This window comes from Acetobacterium sp. (assembly GCF_039830195.1).
Lineage (GTDB): Bacteria > Bacillota > Clostridia > Eubacteriales > Eubacteriaceae > Acetobacterium.
On record NZ_JBDODG010000027.1, the window covers coordinates 1 to 22,731 of the forward strand.

General features: G+C 49.6%; 16 protein-coding genes, 2 tRNA genes and 1 pseudogene. 16 read left to right on the plus strand and 3 right to left on the minus strand.

Annotated elements, in window-relative coordinates; all coding sequences use genetic code 11:
* Window positions 1–82: 82 nt before the first annotated feature.
* Entirely contained in the window at window positions 83–388 is a 306-nt protein-coding gene (locus ABGU93_RS08150; protein ID WP_347412976.1) for a hypothetical protein, read from the minus strand.
* A gap of 180 nt (window positions 389–568) precedes the next feature.
* On the opposite strand from ABGU93_RS08150, the gene ABGU93_RS08155 reads away from it, so the two are divergent.
* The 5 genes from ABGU93_RS08155 (at window position 569) to amrA (ending at window position 7,655) form a co-directional block, all read left to right on the plus strand.
* Complete coding sequence (locus tag ABGU93_RS08155) at window positions 569–2,806, plus strand: ATP-dependent helicase (protein ID WP_347412977.1); 2,238 nt, start codon at window positions 569–571, stop codon at window positions 2,804–2,806.
* 353 nt (window positions 2,807–3,159) lie between these two features.
* Window positions 3,160–4,389 carry a phenylacetate--CoA ligase gene (locus ABGU93_RS08160; protein WP_347412978.1) on the plus strand — a complete coding sequence of 410 codons (1,230 nt, stop codon included), beginning with the start codon at window positions 3,160–3,162 and terminating at the stop codon, window positions 4,387–4,389.
* 142 nt (window positions 4,390–4,531) lie between these two features.
* The gene (locus tag ABGU93_RS08165; protein WP_347412979.1) at window positions 4,532–4,726 is read left to right on the plus strand and encodes a DUF6440 family protein; all 195 of its coding nucleotides are present in this window, start codon (window positions 4,532–4,534) and stop codon (window positions 4,724–4,726) included.
* A 172-nt stretch (window positions 4,727–4,898) separates the two neighbouring features.
* Window positions 4,899–6,188, plus strand: coding sequence for a phosphopyruvate hydratase (gene eno, locus ABGU93_RS08170; RefSeq protein ID WP_347412980.1), 1,290 nt, complete (start codon window positions 4,899–4,901; stop codon window positions 6,186–6,188).
* Window positions 6,189–6,221: 33 nt separating this feature from the next.
* Window positions 6,222–7,655, plus strand: a complete 1,434-nt coding sequence (gene amrA / locus ABGU93_RS08175; RefSeq protein WP_347412981.1) for an AmmeMemoRadiSam system protein A — start codon at window positions 6,222–6,224, stop codon at window positions 7,653–7,655.
* Window positions 7,656–7,692: 37 nt separating this feature from the next.
* Here amrA and mutY read toward each other — a convergent pair whose 3' ends face one another.
* Window positions 7,693–8,841: an A/G-specific adenine glycosylase gene (mutY, locus tag ABGU93_RS08180; RefSeq protein ID WP_347412982.1), complete on the minus strand. Its 1,149-nt coding sequence runs from the start codon at window positions 8,839–8,841 to the stop codon at window positions 7,693–7,695.
* A 300-nt stretch (window positions 8,842–9,141) separates the two neighbouring features.
* Here mutY and ABGU93_RS08185 point away from each other — a divergent pair, with 300 nt between their 5' ends.
* The 5 genes from ABGU93_RS08185 (at window position 9,142) to ABGU93_RS08205 (ending at window position 13,395) form a co-directional block, all read left to right on the plus strand.
* Window positions 9,142–10,218 carry a G5 domain-containing protein gene (locus ABGU93_RS08185; protein ID WP_347412983.1) on the plus strand — a complete coding sequence of 359 codons (1,077 nt, stop codon included), beginning with the start codon at window positions 9,142–9,144 and terminating at the stop codon, window positions 10,216–10,218.
* 288 nt (window positions 10,219–10,506) lie between these two features.
* Window positions 10,507–11,568, plus strand: a complete 1,062-nt coding sequence (locus tag ABGU93_RS08190; protein WP_347412984.1) for a branched-chain amino acid aminotransferase — start codon at window positions 10,507–10,509, stop codon at window positions 11,566–11,568.
* Between the two features lie 94 nt (window positions 11,569–11,662).
* Window positions 11,663–11,751 (plus strand) — tRNA-Ser (locus ABGU93_RS08195).
* A 45-nt stretch (window positions 11,752–11,796) separates the two neighbouring features.
* Window positions 11,797–11,888: transfer RNA gene (locus ABGU93_RS08200), tRNA-Ser, on the plus strand.
* A 220-nt stretch (window positions 11,889–12,108) separates the two neighbouring features.
* On the plus strand, window positions 12,109–13,395 hold the full coding sequence (locus ABGU93_RS08205; RefSeq protein WP_347412985.1) for an ATP-binding protein: 1,287 nt from the start codon (window positions 12,109–12,111) through the stop codon (window positions 13,393–13,395).
* A gap of 237 nt (window positions 13,396–13,632) precedes the next feature.
* Here the strand turns inward: ABGU93_RS08205 and ABGU93_RS08210 are convergent.
* Window positions 13,633–14,883 (minus strand): annotated as a pseudogene (locus ABGU93_RS08210) (6-phosphofructokinase).
* A gap of 390 nt (window positions 14,884–15,273) precedes the next feature.
* On the opposite strand from ABGU93_RS08210, the gene ABGU93_RS08215 reads away from it, so the two are divergent.
* From ABGU93_RS08215 to ABGU93_RS08240, 6 genes are all read left to right on the plus strand, one after another.
* Window positions 15,274–16,680 (plus strand): DUF1254 domain-containing protein, encoded by a 1,407-nt coding sequence (locus ABGU93_RS08215; protein ID WP_347412986.1) that lies wholly within the window; start codon window positions 15,274–15,276, stop codon window positions 16,678–16,680.
* A gap of 79 nt (window positions 16,681–16,759) precedes the next feature.
* Entirely contained in the window at window positions 16,760–17,755 is a 996-nt protein-coding gene (locus ABGU93_RS08220) for a sensor domain-containing diguanylate cyclase (RefSeq protein WP_347412987.1), read from the plus strand.
* A gap of 173 nt (window positions 17,756–17,928) precedes the next feature.
* Window positions 17,929–18,939: a hypothetical protein gene (locus ABGU93_RS08225; RefSeq protein ID WP_347412988.1), complete on the plus strand. Its 1,011-nt coding sequence runs from the start codon at window positions 17,929–17,931 to the stop codon at window positions 18,937–18,939.
* An 11-nt stretch (window positions 18,940–18,950) separates the two neighbouring features.
* A complete protein-coding gene (locus tag ABGU93_RS08230; RefSeq protein WP_347412989.1) occupies window positions 18,951–20,882 on the plus strand; it encodes an FAD-dependent oxidoreductase in 1,932 nt (643 codons plus the stop codon).
* A gap of 29 nt (window positions 20,883–20,911) precedes the next feature.
* Window positions 20,912–21,730, plus strand: a complete 819-nt coding sequence (locus ABGU93_RS08235) for an SDR family oxidoreductase (RefSeq protein ID WP_347412990.1) — start codon at window positions 20,912–20,914, stop codon at window positions 21,728–21,730.
* 77 nt (window positions 21,731–21,807) lie between these two features.
* A complete protein-coding gene (locus ABGU93_RS08240; RefSeq protein ID WP_347412991.1) occupies window positions 21,808–22,659 on the plus strand; it encodes an acetoacetate decarboxylase family protein in 852 nt (283 codons plus the stop codon).
* Window positions 22,660–22,731 lie beyond the last annotated feature (72 nt).

Here is a 22,731-nt window from a genome sequence, read left to right on the forward strand (position 1 = left end):
CGGTGGTGTGGGAGGTCGGCTGATCAATTAATGGTCAGCCTCCTACCCGATTGTAATACATTTGTTGTAAAAATTAATATAATTACATTGAGGCGGCTAAGCCAAATAGTGCAACTAAAGCGACAATAGCTAAAACTGTAAAGACGATGTTGATAATAATCAGTACCAGACCGATAGTTTTTCCGGTTTTTGCTTTTTTATTATCCGGATCAGCAGCGAATTCTTTTTTGCCGTATACAAAAGCCATGATTGCGGTAACCAGACCGGCTAGACTGACAATCGATGCGATTGTGCTAAGGCCAACAAAGCTTAAAATAATGTTGACCCCAATGCAGATTAAAGAAATCATGCCAAAGGTAAACCCCTTCATTCCATCTTCAAAACTCATATTCATACTCCTTCCCAATTTCAAAATTTAACTGACATGCAGATAGCTTTATTATAACTTAATAAACTTTTTTAATCAAGGTAAAAACTTGACAAAAGGAAAATGTAATGGCCTGCAAAAATAAGTGAATAGAAGTTTTCTAAGATGGTTCTTAGATCGTCAATGTTACAGTGACATCCCTTGGCAAATTCAAACCAGCAGCGACTTCTTACCACTTTGATGATGGAACTGGATAAAAAAGCTAGTTTCGGCTATAATGAAGCCATGAAAAATTTTGAAACCTTTAAACAATCCTATCAAATAAAACTGAATCCGCAGCAGGAACAAGCGGTGGTCCGGACCCGGGGCCAGAGTCTGTTGCTGGCGGTGCCGGGCAGCGGCAAAACCACGGTGATCATCTGCCGGATTGCCTATCTGCTGAGGGTCGCGCAAATCGATCCGGGGGCGATCCTGACCCTGACCTTCAGTCGCATGGGGGCCCGGGATCTGAAAGCCCGATACAGCAAAATGTTTGGGGCGGCCGAGGCGGAAACCCTCCATTTCAGCACCATCCACAGTTTTGCCCTGGGGGTGATCCGCCACTATGAGCGGAGCTACCGCCGCCGCGCCCATACCGTATTGGGCAACACCACCCCGGTGATCCGGGAGTTGTACCGGCAGTTGTTTTTGGAACATCCCGGCGAAATTGAACTAAGCGAAATCTGCCAGCGGATCGGCTTCTGCAAAAATATGATGCTGACCGCGGCGGAAATCAAACTGCTGCCGCCACTGGAGGTGGATTTCCTGGAAATCTATGAAGCATACGAAAGTCATAAGCGCAAAGAACAGCTGATGGACTTTGATGATATCTTAAAATACGCCTGGGGACTGTTGAAAAAATATCCCGAAATGCTGGCCTTTTTTCAGAACCAGTACTCCTATATTCATTTAGACGAAGCCCAGGACACCTCCAAGATTCAGTTTAAGATCATTGAACTGTTAACTGGGGAAACCGGAAACCTGTTTATGGTCGGGGATGAAGATCAGAGTATCTACGGTTTTCGTGGCGCCTTTCCGCAGTCGCTGCTGGCCTTTAAGGAGACCTGGCCCCAGGGCGAGGTGCTGTTAATGGAAACCAATTACCGCAGCACCCGGGAGATTGTCGACAAGGCCAATGCCTTTATCAAACTGAACCATGAGCGCTATCAAAAAGAAATGGCGGTGCCTGATGGCAGTGGCTTTACTGGCGTGCCGATTGCCCGGGAATGGGTGAAATCCAGCGAAGCCCAGTATCAGCTGATCATCGCCGCGATCCGCCGGGAAGGCAAGGAAATCGCGGTTCTCTATCGCAACAACGAGTCCGCCATCCCGCTGGTTGATCTTCTCGATGAGGCTGGGATCGCTTACCAGATCAAGGAACACAGTCCCCAGTTTTTCAGCCATTTTTTGATCAAGGATATCCGTCTTTTTTATCAGTTTGCCGATAATCCCGGAGATCTCGATTTATTTACCCAGGTTTACTACAAGATGGATGCGGCGATATCCCGGGATACCATCAACCAGCTGGCTCAGCAGCTGAAGTCCGGAGAAAATCCCTTTGATGCCCTGATCCGCATCAGCGGCGAACGGGCCTGGCAGGTTAAACGGCTCAAAGATCTCAAAGCCGGGTTCAAAAAGCTGAAAACAGCGCCGCCTCAGAAAGGCATCGGGATGATTCTCGATGATCTGGGCTATCGCTCCTATCTGAATTTCCGGATCAGTTCCGGGCAATCGGAAGAAAACATTGAGCAGAAGCTGGCGGTACTGAAGATTCTCGGCGGCCGGGTGGCCAATTTTCCGGACTTTTTTGAGAAACTGGAAAGGCTGGCCGAAAAGCTGCAGGAACCCCAGACCAGAACCGCGAAGATCCCCCGGGTCACCCTGTCGACCCTCCATTCCAGCAAAGGGCTGGAATTTGAAAAGGTCTTTATCATTGACGCTACCGAAGGGCAGATCCCCAATGTCGCCAATGCTCCGGAAGATGCCAAGGCCTATGCCGAAGAAGTCCGGCTCTTTTATGTGGGCGCCACCCGGGCCAAACAGGAGCTGATTTTTCTGTGCGTCAAACACCGGGACAAAGACATCAAACCATCGCCGTTTATTTCTTATTTAATTGATGGCCTGCCCCGGAAAAAAGCACCAACGGAAAAACCAGGGCTCCGTCACCGCGAGAGTTTTGGCCGTCAGCAGGGTAAATGGCAGGATTACCATGCCGGGGCGGTCAGCGGTGCCACCGTCGATCTGCAGGCTTATCAGCAAGGCCGGGTGGTAATTCATCAGCGCTTTGGGGCGGGCACCATCCAGACCCGCAATGGTGATATTGCCTGTATCTATTTTGAGACGGCCGGGGAAAAGAAAATGAACCTGGCCGTCTGTGTGGAAAATGGCGTGATCAAATGATGGGTCTTGACAAAAATAAAAATTAAGGCTATACTCAGAAAAAACAAACCGGTGATGGTGGAGTAAAGTCAGCAGCGCATTTAAAGCGAGTCGGGGGCGGTGAGAGCCTGACAGGAAGCGGACTGGCATAATGGGCACCTGAGGGTGTGAGGAAAGGGCGAGGCCTGAGTATTTCACAACGTTTCATCGACGTTAAGGGATGGCAGATGTGATGGCATTTGCAGATAAAGTGCACAGGTTTAATTTAGCCTGTGAATAAAGGTGGTACCGTGGGTTATTTTGACTCATCCTTTTATTGTTGTAAACAATAAGAGGATGGGTCTTTTTTTATATCAGGAAAGAGGAAAAGAACGATGGAAACATTAAAAGATTTACAAGCGCTGGTTAAGCGACTGGAGGAAAAGAGTCCTTTTTATCAGCAACGTTTTAAAGCCGCCGGGATTGTTGCGGCGGATATTAAGACCATGGCGGATTTTGAGCAGTTGCCCTTTACCGATAAGAGCGATCTGCGCAATGCCTACCCCCTCGGTTTGCAGGCAGTGCCGGACAGTGAGGTGGTGCGGATTCATTCCTCATCGGGAACCACCGGTCAGCCGGTGATCATTCCCTATACGGCTGGGGACGTGGCTGACTGGGCGGAAATGTTCGCCCGTTGTTATCGCTATGCCGGGATGACTGAGGAAGATCGGATCCAGATTACCCCGGGCTATGGGCTCTGGACCGCCGGCATCGGTTTTCAGGCCGGGGCCGAAAAAATGGGCGCCATGGCCATTCCGATGGGGCCGGGGAACACCCAGAAACAATTGCAGATGATGGTCGATTTAAAAGCCACAGTGCTGGCATCAACCTCCTCCTACGCCCTGCTGCTGGCCGAAGAGGTGGCCAACCAGAACCTGGGTGAGCAGATCCATTTAAAACGCGGCGTCATCGGTTCGGAACGCTGGGGCGACAAGATGCGCAGCCGGATTGCCGAAGAACTGAGGATTGAGCTGTTTGATATTTATGGCCTGACCGAAATCTATGGTCCCGGCATTTCCATCGACTGCAGCGAACATGACGGGCTCCACTACTGGTCCGACTATCTGTATTTTGAAATTCTCGATCAGGAAACCCTGAAGCCCGTACCGATGGGCGAATATGGCGAACTGGTGATCACCACCTTCCGGAAGGAGGGGGCGCCGCTGCTGCGTTACCGGACCCATGATATCACCCGCTTTATTCCCGGGCCCTGTGCCTGCGGCTCGGTGCATCCCCGCCATGACCGGATCATCGGCCGCACCGATGACATGGTGAAGGTCAAGGGTGTCAATATTTATCCCGGCCAGATCGATGAGCTGTTAAAAACCGTGGCCGGGGTCAGCAGCGAATATTTGGCTACGGTGGATCATCAGGACGGCAAAGACTGTGTTTTCCTGGCTTTTGAAATTCTCAACGGGGTGGACAAACAGGATATTGAGGCCGCGGTCAAACGCGAGTTTAAATCCCGGGTCGGCTTAAGCGTTATTCCTATGGCCGGTCCGCTGGGATCACTGCCCCGGTCCGAGAAAAAAAGCGTCCGGATCATCGATCGCCGCTTCAGTTAAGGAGTACATCTACAGAACTATCTGACCATCAGGAATTTGTAGAAAAAGCATTTTAAAAAATTACCGGGAAAAATTGATTTTTTATCTGGGATTGGTTATAATGAAATCGCCCACCTTGATTTAAGAGGAGAAAAGGATAAAAATGAAAATGAAAAAGCAAAAGAAAAACCGATTTAAAATCGTGCTTAACGAATCTACCGGCGATACTTCCGGGTGTAGGATTATTGAAGATACAGAAACGGGAATCAATTACTTATACCATTTTGATGAATATGGCGGCGGACTCACGGTACTGATTGATGAAGAAGGAGAACCGGTAGTTGCCCCTGAACAATAAAAAACCCAGGCCCTGGAAGAGACTCTCTTTTTCAGGGCTTTTGTATGTAAATTTTTCCCGGCAAAAGTTTATTTGCGTAAATTAGGTGTATAAACAAGAACAGGGGGTACTGTGAGCTGCGTTGTCGATCAGTTTTGCAGGTGCCGAAAAAAAATAAAAAATGGAGGAAAAAATGAATACTTATATTGAAGATATTTTTGCCCGAGAAATACTGGATTCCCGCGGGAACCCGACCATTGAGGTGGATGTTGTTTTAGAAGATGGCACCCTGGGCCGTAGTATTGTTCCTTCCGGAGCCTCCACCGGGGCTTTTGAAGCGGTGGAACTGCGGGATCAGGATTGCAGCCGTTATCAGGGCAAAGGGGTGTTAAAAGCTGTGGACAGCGTCGCCTATGCCCAGGAGTTTCTGGTCGGGATGGATGCTGCCGATCAGATTGCCATTGATGGGGTGCTGATTTCACTGGATGGCACCGAAAACAAAAGCAAGCTCGGGGCTAATGCGATTTTGGGGATTTCGATGGCGGCAGCCCATGCGGCGGCCAGATCATTGGGACTGCCCTTTTATAAATATCTGGGCGGCGTCAATGCCAAACTGCTGCCAACGCCGATGATGAATATTTTAAACGGTGGCGAACATGCCGATAACAACGTCGATATTCAGGAATTTCTGATCATGCCAGTGGGCGCCCGGGATTTCCGGGAAGCCGTGCGGATGGGCTCGGAAATCTTCCACCAGCTCAAAAAAGTACTGGGCGAAAAAGGAATGGCCACCTCGGTGGGTGATGAAGGCGGCTTTGCTCCGAATCTGAAATCCAATGAGGAAGCGCTGCAGCTGATTGTGACAGCCATTGAAGGGGCCGGCTATCTTCCCGGCGAAGATGTCCAGCTGGCCATGGACGTGGCGGCTTCGGAAATGTATAATGAAGAAACGAGGAAATATTTTCTGGCCGGCGAAGGGGTAGAAAAAACTGCCGCTGAAATGATCGACTTTTATGAAATGCTGATTGATAAATACCCGATTATTTCCATTGAGGATGGTCTCGATGAAGAGGATTGGGAAGGCTGGAAAATCATGACCGAGCGGCTGGGGAAAAAGGTCCAGCTGGTCGGGGATGATATCTTTGTCACCAATACCCAGCGGCTGAAACGGGGCATTGATAACGGGGTGGCCAATTCAATTCTGGTCAAGGTCAATCAGATTGGCACCCTGACGGAAACCCTGGACACCATTGAAATGGCCAAACGGGCCGGCTATACCGTCGTCGTTTCCCATCGTTCCGGTGAAACCGAGGATGTCACCATTGCCGATCTGGTGGTGGCGGTCAATGCCGGGCAGATTAAAACCGGGGCGCCTTCGCGCACCGACCGGGTGGCCAAATACAATCAGCTGATGCGGATTGAAGAACAACTGGGACTGCTGGGCGACTACGCCGGGAAAGATGCGTTTTATAATCTCAAATAAAAAATAAGAAAACATAAATAAGGAAGTGAAACTATGTATTTAAAAGGATTGGGCATTGCCTGCCATCCACCGGTGTTGATCCCGGAGATTGGGGAAGGCCGGGAAAATGAAGCGGAAAAAACGATTCGGGGGTTGCGGGATCTGGCCCTGAAGGTGGCAGAAATCAAGCCGGAAGTGATTGTCTGCATCACGCCCCACGGCAACGTCTTTCGGGACGGGGTGGCAGTGGTTTATGAAAACCAGATGAAGGGTGATCTGCGCAATTTTGGACATCCTGAAATCGCGATGGAAAAAGATTGCGATATGGGGCTGTTGGATGAGCTGAATATGGGCTTTGCCAAAAATAACTGTCACACCATTTTCTTGAATCATAAAATTGCCAAAGAATATAAGATCAGCCTGGACCTTGATCATGGGGTGCTGGTACCGCTTTACTTTATCGAAAAATATTATCGCAGCTACAAAATCGTCCATATTACCATCGGCGAGCTGAGCCTGATCGAGCTTTATAAAATGGGGAAGGTGATCCGGGAAGCCATTGAAGCCCGGGGCAAAGAAGCAATGATTCTGGCTTCGGCCGATCTTTCCCATTGCCTCAAGGATGAAGGGCCCTATGCTTTTAATCCGATGGGACCGCTGTTTGATGAGAATATTGTCAATGGCATCAAAGCAAAGAATTACTACTCCATTTTAACCGTTCCCCACCAGGTCTACGAACCGGCCGGTCAATGCGGTTTAAAACCGATTATTATGGGATTGGGCGCCACCGATGGTCTGGATACCGAAGCCACGGTCTTTTCTTATGAAGGCCCTTTTGGGGTCGGCTACATGTCAGCCTTTATTGATTTGACCGATCAGAAAATTCCCAGCCTGCTGGATCGCTACGAAGCCGATAAAATGCTTTCCTATAAAGAAAGGCGTTCCAACGAAAGTCCCTTTGTCGCTCTGGCCCGGGCCACCATCAATACCTGGGTGCAGCGGGGCCGGAAACTGAATTTTGATCATTACAAAAATCAGGTTGACATCGAAGCCGATGTGCTGGGTGAATTGGAAAACAATCAGGCCGGGGTTTTTGTCTCCCTCCATCAGCATGGCGAACTGCGCGGCTGCATCGGTACCACTGGCCCGGTGACCGAAAACATCGCCCAGGAGATCATCCGCAATGCCATTGAGGCGTCTACCTATGATCCCCGCTTTATGCCGGTGGAAGAGCAGGAACTGATGGATCTGGAAATCAAGGTCGATGTGCTGGGCATCCCGGAACCGGTCAAGAGTATGGCCGAACTGGATGCGAAAAAGTACGGGGTCATTGTCGAGAAAGATCTCCACCGCGGCCTGCTGCTGCCCGATCTGGAGGGGGTCAATACCCCGGAAGAACAGATTGCCATCGCCAAAAGAAAAGCCGGTATCCCCGAAAGCGACAGCGATGTGATACTGCAGCGCTTCCAGGTGATCCGGCACCAGTAAGGATTAGAAATTGAATATAATAAATAATTGGTTATAATTAAGAAGTGGATAAAATAATAGAATTAGTAACATTAAAACCAGTCAATTGATCCAGTAATTTGGAAAAGGCCACCGGCAGGGCCAACTCATCGACCTGAGACAGGGCTTTAAAAGCCGTGTCACGATCAGATCGCGATTCCTGCTGGTTGGTGACCAGATAGGAGTGGGCGGTGGTTTCGCTGACCATGCTGTCGAGATCAAAACCATAGATTGACATCTCCCAGATGATATGGGAGAAAACGTGGCGGCTGGTCCCAATAAAAACCGGTTCATTAAGCTCGGGGAAATTTTCTCCGAGCTTTTTTTTGATATCCTGACCGTTGCCGGTTGCGGCTTCGGCAATCGGAAAGGACCACATCCCAGATAACAGGCCGGCATCAGGCCGCCGCACAAAATACAGGCAGCCGTTCTGTTTGACAATGCCGACCTCCATTTTTTGGGTGGTCTGCTTCTGCTTTTTCGCCTTGATCGGGAGCTGTTCGGTGGTGCCGGCCGCATGACTCTGGCAACCACTGCGGATCGGGCAGAGCAGGCATTTGGGGTTTTGAGGGGTGCAGATCAGGGCCCCCAGTTCCATCAAAGCTTCATTAAAGTCCCCGGCCGCTTCCGGCAGAATGCTCTCAATCCAGTGGGTCATCCGTTTTTTTGTTTTGGCCTCGCCGATATCATCAAAGCTGTTGCAGTACCGGCTGATCACCCGAAGGACATTGCCATCGACCGCACTGACTGGCTGATTAAAGGCAATGCTGGCAATGGCACCGCCGGTATAGGGGCCAATCCCCGGGAGCTTGATCAGCTCGGCAAAGTTATCCGGCATCAGGCCGTCGTAGTCCGCGACAATGATGCGGGCGGCCTGATGGAGGTTGCGGGCCCGGGAATAATAGCCCAATCCCTCCCAGGCTTTAATAACCTCATCGGCCGAGGCCAGGGCCAGCGAAAAAACGGTCGGGAACTTATCTATAAATCGGTTATAATAGGGTATTAATGTATCAATCTGGGTTTGCTGCGCCATGATTTCTGAGATCCAGATAAAATAGGGGTCTTTGGTTTGGCGAAATGGCAGCTTTCGCTGGTCTTTTTTAAACCATTTGAGCAGATCGGTCTGCAATATTGCAATCAGCTGCTGATTTATTTTTGTATCGAGCATAAGGTCTCCGTTCGTTTAAAATTCATTCATTTAAGAGCACAAGATGTAGTATAGAACAGTTTCCTAAAAACTAGCTTATCCGGACAGAAACGATAAAAAAAAGCCAGGACAAGAATTTACCCCAACCCCCATTATGGCATTAGAATGGGCGAAAACATGGTTTGTAATTGGGATGGAGTCACCATTTGCACCCGCAAAAGCCACAAAAAACTTGACATAAAATGGGTGGGATGGTAAACTTGCTGTAACAAATGTGTAACTTTTATTTATGCAATTTAGACAAAATGAAAGGTATTATTTATGAATAGAGAGAGAGAAACAGCTGGTTTTCTCAAGAAATATCCCGGCGTCAAGATCGGAATCATTGCTTTGATTCTGCTGCTTGTAGTGGGTGTTTCCAGTGCTTTTACCGTTGAAAAAGAAGTTGAGGTTAACTTCGAAGGCAAGGTATACACTGCCAATGGAAAACTGCTCGAATCCCTGGAGGAAGTTTTGCTTGCCAATGATCTTCCGGTTAGTGACAAATATAAATACAGTACACCGCTGACGACTTTGTTTAAAGATGTCATTGATGTAACAATTGAAAAGAAAATTTCCGGAAAGATTCTGGTTGATGGAAAAACCATTGCTTACTTATCAGGCGGCGCAACCGTTGGCGATGTCCTGGATGAAAATGGGGTTAAACCCGATGAGGACGATAAGGTTGAACCGGGGCTGAATACCCCTTTAACCGAGAAGACCGGCAATATCAAAGTAACCCGGATTTCCTATGTGGAATCAACCGGGATTAAAGATGTGCCAATGAAGGCGACGATTGTGGAAAACACCGAACTGCCAGCCGGAACAAGAATTGTTGTTCAGGTCGGACAGAACGGCAAAGCCAACATGAAAGAAAAGATCCGCTATGAAAATGGCATTGAGGTCAGCCGTGAAGTTATCACCAGTGAAGTGATCATGCCGGCGGTTGAAGAAATTATTGAAGTCGGTCCGTCGACAACCATTGTCATGCCGAAAGCAGTAGAGGTTTCTTCGGTAACCGGAAATGTCAATGTCGAAAAAAGTGATACTGGCGATGGCAGTGCATCGATCAATCCGGATAGTGGTTTTAAAGGCAGCATGGTGGTCAGTGCCACCGCCTATACAGCTACCGGCAATAACACTGCATCAGGAACTGTGCCACAGTCAGGCCGGACGATTGCTACCTGGGGTGGAATTCCGTTTGGAACAAAGGTATATATTCCGGCACTTGGTGGAACCTATATAGTGGAAGACCGGGGTGGTGCTGTCGGATATGGCATTATTGACATTTATATGGACAGCGAGGAAGAGTGCGAGATCTGGGGTAGACAAAACATTGAAATATATTTTGTGGATTAGAAAAGCTAGGACGATGGGTAAAACCATCGTCCATTTTAGTTGGTGGATTTATTAATGACAACCAGGGATGGGACCGCAGTTATTCAAAAAATTTCCGATAAAGCTGGGAAAATAGTTAAACCGCAAGCCCAAAACAAAGACGACGTTTACATAAAAAAGAGCCGCGCTGGATGTATTGATAAAGTACATTATTCCTAAAAAATACACTTGTACTTTGTATACAAAGCTTGTTATACTACCTTCATACACGAAATAGCACTTGTTTGGCTATGGAACTCGGAGGAAGACATGGAAATTAAAATTGTTAAAACGGTAAACCCCAAGGATAAACCAGAAGAAGATTCGCTGATCTTCGGTGTGGAATTCACCGACTACATGTTTGAGATGGACTATACCGAAGGGGTTGGTTGGCATGATGCCGTAATTAAGCCTTATGGCCCGATAGAGATCATGCCATCGGCAATGGTTCTCCATTATGCCCAGGAAGTCTTTGAAGGCTTAAAAGCCTATAAAACGCCGTCAGGCGAGGTCCAGCTGTTCAGACCTGATGAAAATTTCAAACGGATGAACCGCTCCAACGCCCGGATGTGCATTCCGCAAATTGATGAGGACTTTTTACTGGAAGCCCTGAAAGCCCTGGTTAAGATGGATGAAGCCTGGATTCCCAAGTCTCCGGGGACATCGCTTTATATCCGGCCCTTTGTTTTTGCCACCGATCCGTTTATCGGGGTGCGGGTTTCCAAACGATACAAATTTATGATTATCATGTCTCCGGTGGGATCTTACTATAAAGGCGGGATGGTCCCCAGCCGGATTTACGTGGAATCGGAATATGCCCGGACCGTCCGTGGTGGTACCGGTGAAGCCAAGTGCGGCGGTAATTACGCCGGTGGTCTGGCAGCCCAGCAGAAAGTTCATGACATGGGCTTTGAACAGATTTTATGGTTGGACGGCGAAAAACGACAGTATATCGAAGAAGTAGGAACCAGTAATGTGTTCTTCTTAATCGACGATGTGTTTGTGACACCCTCCCTGGAAGGCACCATCTTAAACGGCATCACCCGCAAAAGTGTCATCGATTTATTGAAACACTGGGGCGAAACAGTGGAAGAGCGCCGGATCACCATCGACGAGCTTTATGAGGCCTATCAACAGGGGAAAATCAAAGAAGCCTTTGCAACCGGCACAGCCGCCGTTATTTCGCCGATTGGTGCGCTGGGGTGGAAAGATGCGGAAATGACATTTAACGACGGTAAAATAGGCGAATACTCCCAAAAAATATATGATACCCTGTATGGTGTCCAGACCGGTAACCTGGAAGATCCACTGAACTGGATTGTGAAATTATAAAAAATAAAAATTTTAAAATAATTGCAAAATAATTTAATAAACCACTTGACAATATGAGTTTTCACTGGTAATATTAATCTTGCATTTTGAATTACGAGAGGTACCGAAGTGGTCATAACGGGGCGGTCTTGAAAACCGTTAGGGTGCAAGCCCACGTGGGTTCGAATCCCACCCTCTCGGCCATCAAATGCCAGAGAATTGAATAAACAATCATGCATTATTACCTTTGGAGAAGTACTCAAGTGGCTATAAGAGGTGCCCCTGCTAAGGGTATAGGCCGTTAACGCGGTGCGTGGGTTCAAATCCCACCTTCTCCGCCACCATGAACTACGCATCAACATTGATGTTAGATAGAACCTGTTACGTTATGTAGCAGGTTTTTTTTCGCATATAATATGCTGATCAGATAATAATGTTCTATTTCAAATTATTAAACTGAAGCACTGTTAAGTCAAATAAAATGTACAGTTAACACATTTTATTTGACTTATCTATGCTAATCATGGTAAATTAAAAGAAAAAACACAATGGAGAATGATAATGAAGCGAAAATTTGAAGATGTTTTAATATCCTGGAAAAATAAAAATTCTCGTAAGCCGGCACTAATCTATGGCGCTCGTCAAATTGGGAAAACCACCAGTATCAAATATTTTGGCGAAAAACATTTTCAGAACACGATTTATATCAATTTTGAATTAAACAGGGAATTAGCCGAAGATTTCCAGGGAAATATTTCTCCAGACTTTTTAATTCATCGCTTTGAGGTTTATTTTGGTGAGAAAATTAATAAGGAGACAACCTTAATTGTCTTTGACGAAATTCAGGCCTGTGAGCGTGCTTTGACAAGCTTGAAATATTTCTGTGAAGATGCCCCAGAATATTACGTCATCGGTGCGGGCAGTTTACTTGGCGTGGCAATAAAACGTGAAGATTTCAGTTTCCCGGTGGGGAAAGTTAATCAAATTCAAATGTATCCGATGGATTTTGAAGAATTCCTGTGGGCGAAGAATCAGGAAATGTTGGCTGATGAAATAAGGGGGTATTATGAAAAACGTGAGCCGCTGGATCCGGCTTTGCACAAAAAGGCAATGGGCCTTTATCGTGAATATTTAATTGTCGGTGGCATGCCTGAAGCAGTAAAAGAATATTCAGAAAACAACAGTTTGCTTGAGGTAGCAGAAATCCAGGGAGCGATCATCAATGCCTACGTTGCGGATATGGCCAAGTATGCAACATATAGCGACACAACGAAAATCATGGCCTGTTTTGATAGTCTACCGGCGCAGTTGGCCAAAGATAATAAAAAGTTTCAATATAAAGTTGTTGCCAGGGGGGGCCGGGCATCATTATTTGGGGCATCAATTGATTGGCTTTTGGCAGCGGGAATCGTCCTAAAATGTGAGAAGGTCGAACAAGGTCAACATCCATTGGCTATTTTTAAAGATATGGCTTCATTTAAACTCTATATGGGTGATGTTGGACTGTTGTCGCACCGGGCTGGCGTCAATGAATATGACATTATTAAAGGTAATGATCATGTTTTTATCGGCGCACTGACTGAAAACTATGTTGCCACTGCTTTAATACAAAAGGGATACCCTTTATATTACTGGACTTCGGGAACATCGGAAGTTGATTTTATGATTGAGAAACAAAGTGATGTTTTTCCCATTGAGGTTAAAGCAAGGGAAAATGTCAAATCAAGAAGTTTATCGGTCTATGTCAAACACTATCATCCGGTTTATTCGATTAGGATTTCGGGAAAGAACTTTGGATTTGAAAATAATATTTTATCAATTCCGTTATATGCGGTGTTTTGTTTGTAGGCTTAAAGTGCAAAGTAAGACATTTAAAGAAATTATTTGCATAAAGCAAATAATTTTGTAAAAACAGAAAGAACTTTGTCATAGCGTAATTATAATAACAAAATTTATGGGAGGGGATACTGATCGATACGCACCTTCTCCGCCACCATGAACTACGCATCAAGATTGATGTTAGATAGAACCTGTTACGTTAAGTAGCAGGTTTTTTTGCGTCTACAATAAAAGTACCGTAAATATTTAGATATCTCGGGTCGTGATTTTTTTAAGCTTGGCGAACTTGGGAAGACCATCTTCTTTCGGTATTTTGGTTTCGCCCTGAATAAGTGGCAGCGCATAGTCGATGAAAGCCGGCAGTAGACCGTTGCCGGCGGCATTGATCCACTCTCGGGGTATTTTCTTTTCAGCGTTTGCGACATCAATTAGATCGAACATTTTTATCCGGCATTGGTACTCTTTTCCGGGAATTCTTTCAAAGCCGACCATCTGATTGGTGGCACCGTCAAGCGCAACTTCCAGAGCGGTTCGGCCGATTGTATAGGCTTCTTCGATGTCTGTGCCTGAGGCAATATGGGCGGCGCATCGCTGAGTAAGGCCGAATTCGATACCGCGGACCTTAGTATCGATCTTTGTGCCGACAAAGCTGGCAAGGCCAGCGGCAAGTCCGCCCATCCGGGAATGGCCGAATGCATCTGTATGCTTGGTCAGATCGGAAAAATAAGCGGCAATGTAAGTGCTATTTTTATCCATAATGCCTTCAGAAACCGCGACAAGAACGTCTCTCTTTTTTTCATAGATACGGCTCACGTCGGCAATGAAATCGCCAAGGTCAAAATGGATCTCAGGTAAATAGATCAGATCGGGGCCAAGACCTTTGTAGGTGGCTAGCGCGGCAGAAGCGGTCAGCCATCCGGCGTTTCGACCCATGATTTCCAGGATCGTTATGGAACCAGTTCCATAGACTTTTGCATCTTTGTAAATCTCCATGCACGATGTCGCAACAAACTTAGCGGCACTACCGTAGCCGGGGCAGTGATCCATGCCTAAAAGGTCATTGTCGACGGTCTTTGGGATGCCGATAATCCGGCAATCAAAGTTGTTCTACTTCAGATAACTGCTTATTTTGCTGCAGGTATCCATGGAATCATTGCCGCCGTTATATAAGAAATAACGGATATCATACTTCCGGAATGTTTTGAGAATACGCTTGTAATCGGTGTCATCCACTATGAAATCTTTAAGTTTATAACGGCTGGTTCCAAATGCTGAGGAAGGAGTATACTTCAGTAGTGAAAGCTCACAAGAATCCTCCAGATCGATAATATATAATCGATCATCTAAAACTCCCTTGATGCCATTTTTGGCAGCGTAAACCGTTGTGATATGTTCTGAAGCAAGTGCAGCTTCAATGCAGCCAAGGGCACTGGCGTTAATAACGGATGTCGGTCCGCCTGATTGACCGATGAGGCAGGCGCCTGTTAATGGTGTTATCATGATTATTAGCATTCCTTTCGTCACATTGCCCAAATAAGTGTGACTTCGAGCACGCAGACTTATCTTGTATAAACATTACCCGTTTTATAGCCGGGCAATCAGTCAATGAGGTCTATCGCTTCAAATTTATTAGCCGCCCCCAATGTTCTGCGTTAAAAACACAGTCAATGTGACAGTGTTTACGGCAGTAGAAAGGACAGCACATCCGTCAGTACAAACGACTGGCATAACAAAACAAAAACAAAACTAATATTGATTAAGAGATAAATAAAAATTTAAAAAATCAGGAACCCGTTGCGGCTGACGGCATATTTAAACTTTCACTACGACATGCACGCATTAATATGGTATAATTTTCATATTATTTAATTCGGAAGGGACGAAACAATGAAGAACAAATTTGCACTAATTCTGGTTCTGGGCATTCTGGCGACATCGCTGTCAGGCTGTAGCGAAAAAACGGCTACGGCAACCGCAAAAACCGATGTCTGGCAAACCGTCTCCGATGCCTACGTGTACTGTCTGCCACTGGTTCTGGTCAATGCCACCAAAGAAGCCATGACCAATACCGTCGCGCCCAGCCACACCCGGGCGCCTGTTAATCAACTGATTCACGCTAAAGGTCTGGCCACTGCTACCTCAACAGATATTGTTACCCCCAATGTCGACACCGTCTATTCCCAGGCCTTTCTGGATCTTGAGGACACAGCGATGGTTTATGTCAAACCCCAGACGGATCGCTTCTGTTCAGTCGAAGTGATGGATGCCTACACCAACGCAGTGGCGATTCTTGGCTCCGGTGGCGATACCCAGGAGCAGCAGACCTATCTGATTACCGGTCCCACTTATCAGGGCCCGGTGCCCGACAACATGAAACAGGTTGCCATGCCCACCAACCTGTCATGGATGCTGATCCGGGTTGTCTGTAACGGCGAAGCCGATCTGGATAATGTCTACGCCATCCAGAATCAGATGCAGCTGATCCCGCTGGCGGCCTACCAGTCCGGCGAACCCTATACCCCACAGGCCGGTACCGCTGATCCGGATCACGATTTTGTGCCGATTACCCATGTCCAGGCGATGAGTCCCCAGGAATTTTTTGACACCGCCAACCAACTGATGGTCAGCAATCCCCCGACCGCCGCGGATGAACCGTTACTCAAAGCGCTTAGCAGCATCAATGTCGGTCCGGGAGCGAGCTTCGATGCCACGATCTTGGGCGATCAGGCCGCGGCGCAATGGCAAACGATGGTGGCCAATTGCTCCAGCAGTCTGGCGCCGGACTGTGGGCAATTTTTGGCATCGCTGGGGAGCTGGAGTTACTTTGGCGAACCGATTGCCGAGTTCGGCACGGAATACAAATTTCGGGCTTTGATCGCCATAAATGGCATTGCCGCCAATCCTGCCGCGGTGGCGATTTATCCGAAGGCTTATCAGGACAGCGATGGGCAAACGCTGAGTGGCAGCAACGCCTATATCATTCACTTTGATAAAGATGCTCTGCCGCCGACTCAGGCAAACGGCTTCTGGTCGATTACGGCTTATGGCAGTGACAACTTACTGATCGACAATGCCTTAAACCGCTATTGCATCAACGACCGCAGCGGCTTTGTATTAAACGAAGATGGCTCATTGGATATTCTGGTGCAGTCCAGCCCGCCCGAGGCCGCCAGGCAGAGTAACTGGCTGCCGGTTGGAAGCGATGACTTCCATCTGTTTATGCGGATTTATCTGCCCCAAGACGCCGTGCTCGATGGTCACTGGTCGGCGCCGACGATTAAAAAAGTACTCTGAACTGATCAAAATAGGGCCGCAACCGGGCCGCTCGCAGAAAGATCATCGGGGTTTAATTGCAGAAGAAGCAAAGATTGAGATGAAAAGAGGAACCGCCATGGATTATTCCCGTTATACCAGAGCCCAGCTGATTGAGATCATCGATGAGCTGAAGATGTTAAACAAAGAGTTATTGTCAGAAAAAGAGCAGGAAGTCCGGCTTGATTTTGCCTGGTCGGGCAATCTCGGCCATTGGTATCTGAACCTCAAAACCGGCAATGTCGTGTTCAATTCCCTGAAGGTCACAACCTTGGGCTATCGCATCGATGAACTACCGGACCCGGTCAACTATTCTTTTTTTACCGATAAGCTTCATCCCGATGATTATCCGCTGGTAATGGATGCAATGCGGCAAAATATGGCCGGGACAACTGACGTCTACGAATGCGAGTACCGGATCCGGGCGCTGGATGGCTCCTGGAAGTGGTTTTATGACCGCGGCAAGGTAACCCAGCGGGATGCCCAGGGGAAGGCCGAATTTGCGGCGGGGATCGTTTTTGATATCACTGCCAAAAAAGAACGGGCGCTGCAGCTGGAGCATGAAAATAAATTGCTGGAAGCCGAGAATGTCACCGATGCTCTGACCCGGATCAATAACCGCAAAGCGGTGCTGGCGGTACTGGCCAGCACGATCCATGAGGCCAGCCGGACCAGCCAGCCGGTTGCGATTGCGATGTTTGATATTGACCACTTTAAAACGGTTAATGATACCAGAGGCCATGTTTTTGGCGATCAGGTACTTCAGGTAACGGCGAATATCATTGCCGGCAATATCCGGGTTCAGGATGCGGTGGGAAGATACGGCGGCGAGGAGTTTCTCGTCGTCTTACCCAATACCGATCAGGTCAGCGCCAGCCTGGTTTGTGAAAGAATCCGCGCTCGCATTGAAGCCTATCAATTTGCCGAGGGGCTGAAAATAACCATCAGCGGCGGCATTGCCGAATACCGGGGCGAGGCGGTCACAGCCTTTATCGACCGCGCCGACCAAAAGCTATATCAAGCCAAGGAGTCAGGCCGAAACCGGATCGTCGTTTGAGCAAACCGATCCGCAGCGGGAAAAAGAGCCGGCTGCGGCACAACTGAAAACGATATCTTGGCCGGCAAAAGAGCCGCCAGTAAAACGCATTCAAGCCTTTGATGCGTTTTTTTTGAGTTCAATTGTTTTATTTTAATTTTATGGGTAACTAGTAAATAGAAAGGTGTGAAATCATGAAGCAACCAAAAAAAATGCGGCTTCCCTATATGAACAATGCGACGGCCATTCTCTTGACCTTGGGGATCAACCTTGCGCTGATGGTGGCTCTCAACTGGGGCAAAAGCTTTGGTCTCGCGGATGTTCTGCTTGATGCGGCGATCTGCGGGGTAATGACCGCCGTGATCAACGTCTTTTTTGTGCGTCGTTATGTGACCTGGGCTCAGGCTAACAGGACCCTGCCGGCCAACTTACCGGTCAGCCGGATGATGATGCGTTTGCCCCGGAATCCGTTTTTACTGGCGCTGCTTTGCGCCCTGTTTTTTGGTCTGTTGACGCCCCTGATCAACGGGATGATCTTTATCTTCTACGATTTTGAAACGCTGCGGTTCGGGCAGATGCTGGTCTGCAAAATGGTCTATGCCTGTTTTCTCAGTGCCAAAATACTGGAGGTGGCGATTTACCGCTACGTCCAGCCGGATGTCACCGGTTTAAACCCGGCGGCGGATGCCCCACCCTCACCGCTGGTCAAGCCGCCATTACCGCAGATCTCTTATTTTCAACAGCTCTACAACAGCTGGCTGACCGATTTTGGGATGAACATGGTGCTGGGTCTGGTGTTGGGCGGGACCATTATTACCAGTGACGACTACGTCATGATCGCGCCCACCCTGCGCGCGGGGATCCTCATCGGGGGGATCATTTCCGGTATCATTATCACCATGATGACCGTGCCGGCGTTGGCCAAAAAGCTCGGATCAGCGGTGGCCAGCGGGGAAATCCCCAGACTGTCACAGCGGCATCCCGGGGTTGCCTGGCTGCCGCAAAATAATTGGCTACTGGCGGCGGTACTTTGTCTGCCGATTATACTGATCACAGTGACGGTTTATTCCGGGGTGCTGAGCTTTTTTAATTTTGAATCGCTGAACTTTTTTCAGTTTTTCTTTATTCGCACCGCTTACACGGCGGTCCTGGTTAAGGCCCTGGTACCACTGTTGTTGATTCGTTATATGCAGCCACAAAAATGAAAGGAGACAAGATGTTTGAAAGATTGCAAGCGCCTGGAAAAATCGGGCGGCTGACCCTGAAGAATCGCGTGTTTATGCCGGCGATGGGGGTTTTTATTGCAGCGCCCGGCGGCGGGGTGAATGATGATATTATTGCCTTTTACGAAGCCCGGGCCCGGGGCGGGGTCGGCCTGATCATCACCGAGGTGACCCGGATCGACGGCGCAGCCGGGGCTGGCGAGCCCTGTCAGCTGGCCGCCTATCGGCCGTCAGACGTCATCGGCCTGCAGCGGATAGTCGATACGGTCCATAAATACGATACCAAAATTTTTGTCCAGCTCCAGCACCCCGGTCGCGAAGCGTCAACCATGATTGCCGGGGTTCAGCCGGTGGCGCCGTCAGCGGTGGCCAATCCGGCCGGCGGCGAAATGCCCCGGGCCCTGAGCACCGAGGAATGCCGGGAACATGTCGAAAAATTCATCCAGGCCGCCAGTTTTGTCAAGATGTCCGGGGCCGATGGGGTCGAACTCCACGGCGCCCATGGTTATCTGATCAACGAGTTTCTGTCCCCGGCGATGAATTTCCGGACCGATCGCTACGGCGGCAGTTTTGACAACCGGATGCGCTTTGTCACCGAGATTATCGCAGGCATCCGCCAGGTTTGCGGGGCGGGTTTTCCGCTATCGGTGCGGATCAACGCTGAGGAAATGTTCGCCGGCGGCATTGATCTGGACGAAGCGAAGAAAATCGCGGTGGTTCTGGAAGCGGCCGGGGCCGACGCCATCAACGTCAGCACCTATTCGCTGGAGTGCATCGAACCCGGCACCTTTCCCCAGGGCAACAAAAAGCGCCTCTCCGCGGCGATCAAGGCGGTGGTGCAGATTCCGGTACTGGGGGTCAGTAATATCAAAGACCCGGAGGCCGCTGAAGCCTTGCTGGCTGAAGAAGCCGTCGACTTTGTGGGGGTCGGCCGGGGTCATCTGGCTGATCCCGACTGGGTTAACAAAGCCTTTTCCGGCCGGGCTGATGAGATTCGCAAATGCATTGGCTGCCTGGGCTGTTTTGGGGAAATTGTTAAGCTTCACCGGATCAAGTGCGCGGTCAATCCGCTAACCGGCCGGGAGCGGGAATATGCCCAGCCGGAACGCAACGGCGGCGGTCGGGTAGCAGCGGTGATCGGCGGCGGGCCGGCCGGAATCGAAGCGGCCCTGACCCTCAAGGCGCGCGGCTTTGAACCGGTGATCTTTGAAGCCGGGGAGCGCCTCGGTGGCACCCTGAACACCGCTGACAAGGGCTATGGCAAGGCGATGATCACCGCCTATACCGATTCGCTGATAACCCAGGTGAACAAGGCCGGGATTGCCCTGCGCCTCGGTGAAGCAGCGACGGTGGCCAAGGTTAAAGCGCTGGCTCCGGACTGGGTCTTTATTGCCTGTGGCGCCGAACCCCTGATCCCGGCTATCGAAGGCCTGGATGGCGACCAGGTGGTAACCGCCGAGGCGGTGCTGTTGGGCCGGGCTACCCCCGCCGGCAGGGTGGCCGTGATCGGCTCCGGCATGACCGGGCTGGAAACGGCGGAGGTCCTGGCGGCCCGGGGCTGTCAGTTGACCCTGATTGAAATGCTCCCGGAAGTCGGCCCGGGGATGTACCCGACGGTGGTCGCTGACGTAATGGGACGGATTATCGAAAGCCGGCCCCAGATCCTGACCGGCCATCAACTGTTAAAGGCGACGCCAACCGGGATTGAACTCCGGCGTCTGGCCGATGATCAAATTATCACGGTTGATGCGGACTGGATTGTGCTGGCCCTGGGCGTCCGGCCCCGACAAGCAGTGGTCGACAGCTTCAGGGATGCATTTGAACACGTCTGCATCATTGGCGACGCCCGCACCTGCGGACGGATTCTCGAGGCCACCCAGGATGCTCACGGCAAGGCCTCAGTGGCTCAGCCATCACAGGACTGATGGCGATAAAAATAAAGGAGGAAGAAGAAATGTACGGATTTGATAATTACTTTGTCGGCAAGACGGCTGTGGTGACAGGCGGGGCTTCAGGGATTGGCAATGCGCTGGCCGAAACGATGCTCCAGAACGGCGCCAAAAAGTTGGCCATCGCTGACTTTAACAAGGCCAACCTGGAAAAAGAAAGCGCCCGGCTGGAGGCCGCCTATCCCGGTAAAATCATCGGCATCTTCTGTAACGTGACCCTGGAAGACAGCGTTAAGGCGATGTTGGCCGATGCTGCCGCATTCTTTGGCGGACGGATCGATCTGTTGTTCAACAACGCCGGCGCCGGTTTAAACGGCAGCTTTACCGAGCTGACCAACGAGGACTGGAAAAAGGCCCTTGATCTAAACTTCTATGGTGCTCTTTATGGCATCCGTCATGTGATTCCCTATATGAAGGCCCAGGGCGGCGGTCAGATTGTCAATACTATTTCCGGCATTGCCTGGTCGCCGATGGCCCTTCAATCGATGTATGCCGTCACCAAGTCGGCCCTGAATATGCTGGGACTGACCCTGCGCTATGAGCTCTGGGACGACAATATCAAGGTCAATTCCGCCACCCCTGGCACCACCGCCACCGCTATTTTCACTGATGTCAAGGCCCCGGATTATGCCCAAACCCCAATGCAGTCCGCGACCCGGATCCTCACCGGAGTCCGCAACAACCAGCGGTTGATCTGCGGTGATGACAATGATCTGGAAGGCTCCAAAAATGCCATGAGTCCCGATCCGGCGATGCAAAAAGGACTGGACGATTATTTTCTGGAAGTTGCCCGGGCGCGAAAGCAGGGCAATTGGCGCTTTTGATTGAATAGAAACTTATAAACGTTGAGTTAACAGAACCTATCATTACGAAACACCGCAGTTTTCGAAAGGAGAAGACAATGCAGGCAAGTTATTTTATCGCCGCCGAAGACCTCGGCAATTTTATGAACGGTGCGGCCATGAACTGGCAGTATGGCATCCAGTTTTATGGATTGACCAATACCGAAAAGGCCCGGAGCATGGTGCCGCCGCCGCTGGAAGTGATTGAAGAAAACGGTGAAACGATCTTCTATGCTTATGTGGTAAATATCCGGGAGCCAACCTTTGCCCCCTGGTACATGGAAGGCGGCATCGGATTGATGACCCGGCTGGGGGACAAAACCGGGGTCTATTTCCTCGGCCTGCAGCTGTCCGGGCCCGGGGCACTGATGGGGGCTTTCTCCGGCCGCGAGAGCTCGGGACTGCCCAAGAAGCTCTGCGATCGCATCGTCGTCGATCGCACCGGTGATAGCGGCCGCTGTTTCATCGAACGCAAAGGGGTGCGGCTGCTGGATATTGAGCTAAAAATCGGTCAGTATAACGATCCCGGTTTTGCCCAGCCCCAGGAAGGCTGCAGCCGGGAACAACCGATTGTCACCCCGGGCGGCTGCCTGCTCCATAAATATAGGATGAATGCCCAGGGATTTGCTGATATGGAGATCGTTTATTACGACAGTCCCTCACGCTTTTACGGCTGGGAGCCGGCCACGGCCACCATCGCCCTGCAATCCTCAATTGACGATCCCTGGGGCGAGGTTGTCATCGACAAGGTGCTCGGCGCCGGCTGGATGGTCAGCGACAATATGGTATCCGGGATGGACACGATCTACCGTTATGACGACCCTGGGGCGATTACCCGGGCAATGCAGCACCTCTTTGCCGGTCGTTACGACCAGTGCACCCTGACCCGGGAGCATCAGCGGTACGAATAAGAATAATGCACCGCGATGATGTCAAAAAGAACCGGCCAGAAAACTGACAGGTTCTTTAGGGCATGATGCTAT